Source organism: Clostridium tepidiprofundi DSM 19306 (assembly GCF_001594005.1).
Classification (GTDB): Bacteria; Bacillota; Clostridia; order Clostridiales; family Clostridiaceae; genus Clostridium_AC; species Clostridium_AC tepidiprofundi.
The window spans coordinates 1-5,849 of the sequence record NZ_LTBA01000078.1; the positions used below are offsets into that span (position 1 = coordinate 1).

A 5,849-nucleotide genomic window follows, 5' to 3' on the forward strand; every position below is an offset into this window, starting at 1 on the left:
ATTAGCTATATAATTTTGGTAATAATCAGAGGTTGGGACGACCTTGTTAGCTTGGGTAAACTTGCTCCATTGGGAGTATTGACCAAGAAGCCCCCACTTCAACGAAGTAAGTGGAGGGTAGTTCACATAGTTTATCTTTATGATGTGGAAGAAAAAATATTTAGTTAATGTTGAAAAGGAAGGAATGTTATGGATACAAATATTTTGGTAGTAGATGATGAACAGCCAATTGCAGATTTAGTAGAAGTTTATTTGAAAAATGACAACTATAATGTATATAAGTTTTATACAGGAAAAGAAGCATTAGAATGCTTGGGAAAAGTGACATTTGATCTTGCAATTTTGGATGTGATGCTTCCTGACATTGATGGATTTACTATATGTCAGAAGATTAGGGAGAAATATTTTTTCCCTATAATTATGTTAACTGCAAAAATCGAAGATATGGACAAGATAAAAGGTCTGACTTTGGGAGCAGATGATTATTTAACCAAGCCATTCAATCCATTAGAATTATCAGCAAGGGTAAAAAGTCAGCTAAGACGATATAAAAGGTATAATGAGATAAAAAAAGATTATGTATTTGAAAATGTAGCAAATGAATATGATTTTCGTGGGTTAATAATAAATAAGGATAATCACAAATGTACTTTATATGGACAAACAGTTTCACTAACGCCTATTGAATTTTCAATCTTGTGGTATTTATGCGAAAACAAAGGAAAAGTAGTTTCTTCAGAAGAACTTTTTGAAGCTGTTTGGAAAGAAAAATATTTTGATAACAATAATACTGTAATGGCTCATATAGCAAGACTTCGAGAAAAAATGAAAGAACCATCAAGAAAACCTAAATTTATTAAAACAGTATGGGGGGTTGGATATACAATTGAATAGAGAAAAAAAATTTTTAACTAAAGATTTAAAAATGGTAGTATTGGCTAAGATTTTTACTACAATATTAATATCTACTATAGGATTTGTAGTGTTATTAGCATTGTTAGAGCTTATTTACCATCAGTTTACTTTTTATGAAGAGGATATAGTCTACATGTTAGCACAAGTTGTTAAAAACTACTTGCCTTGCTTATTTGTAATTATTTGGTTAATAGATATAATCTATGTTATATTATTTTATTGGAAAAAATCATGGGGATACACAGAGGTTATGATGTATGCAAGTAAACAACTTATAGCAGATGATGATAAGTTAATACATCTTCCAGTTGAACTAAAAGAAGTGGAAGAACAAATGAATCAAGTTAAGATGAATGCTGTTAAAAATGCACGAATAGCAAAAGAAGCAGAACAGCGAAAAAATGATTTAATAGTTTATCTTGCTCATGATCTGAAAACACCACTAACCTCTGTTATTGGCTATTTAACCTTATTGCATGATGAACAGCAAATATCAAATGAACTACGAGAAAAATACTTATCTATATCTTTAAATAAAGCGGAACGTCTGGAAGAATTGATAAATGAATTTTTTGAGATTACCCGATTTAATTTAACTCAGTTAACCTTTGAACCAAGCAGTATTAATTTAACACGAATGCTTGAACAGATTTCTTATGAATTCAAGCCTATGTTTGAAACTAAAAACCTTAATTGTAATTTAAAGGTTGATCCAGATATTCAAATTAAATGTGATGTAAATAAAATGGAACGTGTTTTTGACAATTTAATTCGTAATGCCATACATTATAGTTTTGAAAACAGTACAATTAAAATTACAGCAGAGAAAAAAAGCAATGGAGTATATATATGTTTTAGTAATGAAGGTAATACTATTCCTGAAGAAAAGTTAAATCGTATTTTTGAGCAATTTTATCGTTTAGATAGCTCTCGTGATACAAAAACAGGAGGTTCAGGTTTAGGTCTTGCAATAGCAAAAAAAATTATTGAACTTCATAAAGGAACTATAAATGCATATAGTGAAAATGAGAGAATTGATTTTAAAATTTTCATTCCAACACTTTCGTAAGAAAATTGTATGATTTTTATCACAAAAAAATAAAGTTTTTGTACTAGATAACGAAAGAAAGCCACTTTTTATTTTGATACCATATAGGTATTGAAACAGAGAGTGGCTTTCTTTGTGCAGAATATTAAAATAAGAGGCTTATTATGGAAAAGGAATTGAACAAACAAAGATTCATTTCGAATGTTATATTAATTGGGTCTTTGACAATTAAATCTTAAGCCCTTTGAATTTATTACAGAATATTTCTGGGATAGGGTAAATATAGATGTTGTTTAAAAAAATATCTTTGGCAATATTGCACTGTTTATTCCTTTAGGGATATAAAATATTAAATTATTGAGGTAGGAGGATTATTATGCTGCAAATAAGAACTAAAAACAAAATAAAACCTAAAAACACTTCAAAAATGGTGGCTTATTCCTGTTCTTTAGAGGAAGAAGAATTATTTAAACAGTATGCAAAGGAACATGGTATTAAGTTAATTATTACAAGTCAGAATATCTCAGAAGAAACAGCAGGTTTATCATTAGGGTGCAGATGTATCAGCATTAATCATTCTACAAAAGTAACTGTTCCCTTATTAGATACTTTATATAAGAATGGTGTACGCTATATTTCAACACGAACAGTTGGGTATGATCATATTGATATTGAACATGCCAATAAGATAGGTATGTATGTAGGAAATGTCAGATATTCGCCAAATAGCGTGGCTGATTATACAATCATGCTTATTCTTATGGTGATACGTCAGGCAAAACTGCTATTAAAACGTACAGATGTGCAGAATTATAGTCTTCCTGAAAAAGCAGGACGGGAAATTCAGGAGCTTACTGTGGGAGTAATAGGGACGGGAGTTATTGGAAGCACAGTAATTTCTCACCTTAAAGGCTTTGGATGCAAAATCCTTGCATATGACTTATATCCAAATGAGGAGGTCTGTAAATATGGAGAGTATGTAGATTTAGATGTATTATTACAGAAAAGTGATGTGATTACGTTGCATATGCCTGCTACAAAGGATAACTACCACATAATTGACAAAGAAAACATAGGAAAAATGAAACGAAACGCAGTGATTATAAACACAGGTCGTGGTTCTTTAGTAAATACCACAGCATTGATAGAAGCAATTGAAGAAAAAAAGCTTGGAGGAGCTGCATTAGATGTAATAGAAAATGAAACGGGATTGTTCTATGAGAATTATAGAGGTAAACCATTGGCAAATAAAGAGATTGCGTTGTTAAATTCATTTTCTAATGTAATTATTACACCGCATATGGCATTTTACACTGAACAAGCAGTGAGAGAAATGGTGAACAATTCTATACGAAGCTGTATTCAATTTGAAAAGAACTCACGAAAAGTATGGGTCAATATGGCTCAGTAAAATAAATAGTATATGGAGGAAGAACCATGAAAAAAATTAAAGTGGCAGTTTTATTTGGGGGATGCTCCGATGAATATAAAATTTCATTAAAATCAGTACACAATATTATGACGCATATAGATACATCAAAGTATGAAGTGATTATAATTGGAATAACAAAGGATGGAAAATGGTATAAATATGATGGTCCTGTAGATATGATTTTAGATGATGCATGGCTTGACACAAGGTTTTGTACCCAAATAATTATGGCACCAAATCGTGATATTCACGGTTTTGTTGAGATAAGGAATGAAAAGGTATCTAGTACCAAAATAGATGTGGTATTTCCTGTATTACACGGAAAATGTGGAGAGGATGGAAGTATTCAAGGCTTATTTGAGTTGGCTAATATTCCATATGTTGGATGTAAAATGTGTAGCTCTGTTTTGTGCATGGATAAAGATGTTGCACATCAAAATGTAAAAAGTGCAGGAGAAAAAGTAACTTCGTCCATAACTATTTATGATTATGAGATTATAGAGAGCAGGTTAGAAGAAATCAATGCTTTAAAATATCCTTTATTTGTTAAACCAGCCAGTTCAGGTTCTTCTTTTGGTGTCACAAAAGTAAATGCACAAAATGAACTTATGTCTGCTATTAAGGAGGCAAGGAAATATGGCTGCAAAATAATTATTGAAGAAAGTGTGGATGGTTGTGAGGTTGGCTGTGCAGTACTTGGAATAGGAGAGAACTTGATGGTTGGTGAAGTTGACCAGATAGAGCTGTCTCATGGATTTTTCAGAATTCATCAAGAGGAAAAGCCAGAGATAAGATCTGAAAATTCAACAATTCATGTACCTGCTCATTTGGAGGCTAATATAACAGCACAAATTAAAGAAAGTGCAAAGACTATCTATAATGCCTTAGGATGCACAGGTCTTGCAAGGGTAGACATGTTTTTGACACCACAAAATGAAATTGTGTTTAATGAAGTGAATACAATGCCTGGTTTTACTTCATATAGTAGATATCCACGTATGATGGAGGCAGCCGGAATTAGTATTTCAGAAGTTATAGATAAAGTTATAGAGCTTGCATTAAGTAAATAAGAAAAGAGGTTGAAAAAATATGAGATCATTAACAATACAGCAGCAGCAGATTTATTGTGGTGAATTAATATTAGTTAATTCTGCTTACCCATACAGAATAGAAAATCAGGAGCACTGGATGGTTCCTGTAAGAAAGGACTTTCCTAAAATACTATTACATAAACGGGCTAGTAAAAAGCTTAAAGAATTAATACACAAGCTAAATTGTGCAAAAGAAATTGTACCAGTAAGTGGATTACGCAGTGTGCAGGAACAGATAGAGATTTATGAAGATTGTCTTCGCGAAGAAGGGGTAGGGTATACTACTAATTTTGTGGCTATGCCGGGACACAGTGAACATCACACTGGACTTGCAATTGATTTAGCAGAAAATAAGCCAGATATTGATTTTATATGTCCAGAGTTTTCTTATACAGGAATTTGTAAAGAATTTCGTGAAAATGCAGCAAAATATGGTTTTATAGAAAGATACAAAGAAGGAAAGGAATTCATAACAAATGTAGCAAAGGAGCCATGGCACTTCCGTTATGTGGGTTATCCTCATGCTCAAATCATTGAGGATATGGACTATACATTAGAGGAATATATTGAATACCTAAAGAAATTTAAAGAGAAGGGAGAACATTTATATTACAAATCAAATAATGTAGAATATGAAATATTTTTTGTTCCTATATATGATGAGCATAATTTTAAACTTTTGCTTAAAGAAAATACACGTTGTCAAATATCAGGAAATAATGTAGATGGAATAATCGTAACATTATGGTGATGGTACTTGGTTATTTGTTAAAAAATGGAATACTTTATTATTTGACTTAAAGGGAAGTGGATCACCTATAAAATATGTGATAATGCATTCTTTTATGAATGGAAAAAGTCTGAATAGAAGTTGCTTAGATTATTTTGATTATATGGTATTAATCAGAAAGTCTGATGCATGCATAAAGCTATTAAATTAACCCTGCTGAATGCAGGGATTATTTCTTTTAAAGTTGATACATAAACTGTTAAACTAAAATATTTTGTTATTGACAGTTATTACGGTTATTGCAGTAGCCGTAACGTGAAAGGAGATAGAATTTTTGAGAGGTAACGCAAAAGGTGGTGCTATTAATACTTTGCAGAAACGTAATTGGATTATACATATAGATGTTGGAAATGGAAGAAGGAAAGAATATATCATTACAGAAACGGGTAAGAACATAGTTAGTAAAGAGAAAAAAAGACTAAAAACATTAATTGACATAGCTGAAGAAATTTTCAAAAAGCATATGACTAATATACCAGGTGAGATGATTATTGTTTGGACATAAAGATTTATTTGTAAAATGAGTTATCAAATTTTTTTTAATAATGCCATGGATTAAGATTTTGTAATGAT

The 5,849-nt window shown here is 31.2% G+C and carries 6 protein-coding genes; all 6 read left to right on the forward strand.

The window, feature by feature from the left end:
- Positions 1–189: 189 nt before the first annotated feature.
- A complete protein-coding gene (gene vanR / locus CLTEP_RS13185; protein ID WP_066827442.1) occupies positions 190–894 on the forward strand; it encodes a VanR-ABDEGLN family response regulator transcription factor in 705 nt (234 codons plus the stop codon).
- Positions 887–1,984, forward strand: coding sequence for a vancomycin resistance histidine kinase VanS (gene vanS / locus CLTEP_RS13190; protein ID WP_242863949.1), 1,098 nt, complete (start codon positions 887–889; stop codon positions 1,982–1,984). Before vanR ends, vanS begins: the two co-directional genes overlap by 8 nt.
- A gap of 355 nt (positions 1,985–2,339) precedes the next feature.
- Complete coding sequence (locus CLTEP_RS13195) at positions 2,340–3,374, forward strand: D-isomer specific 2-hydroxyacid dehydrogenase family protein (RefSeq protein WP_066827443.1); 1,035 nt, start codon at positions 2,340–2,342, stop codon at positions 3,372–3,374.
- Positions 3,375–3,400: 26 nt separating this feature from the next.
- On the forward strand, positions 3,401–4,465 hold the full coding sequence (locus tag CLTEP_RS13200; RefSeq protein ID WP_066827446.1) for a D-alanine--D-alanine ligase family protein: 1,065 nt from the start codon (positions 3,401–3,403) through the stop codon (positions 4,463–4,465).
- A gap of 19 nt (positions 4,466–4,484) precedes the next feature.
- A complete protein-coding gene (locus tag CLTEP_RS13205) occupies positions 4,485–5,237 on the forward strand; it encodes a D-alanyl-D-alanine carboxypeptidase family protein (RefSeq protein ID WP_066827451.1) in 753 nt (250 codons plus the stop codon).
- Between the two features lie 313 nt (positions 5,238–5,550).
- Entirely contained in the window at positions 5,551–5,781 is a 231-nt protein-coding gene (locus tag CLTEP_RS13210) for a hypothetical protein (RefSeq protein ID WP_066827453.1), read from the forward strand.
- Positions 5,782–5,849: the final 68 nt, after the last annotated feature.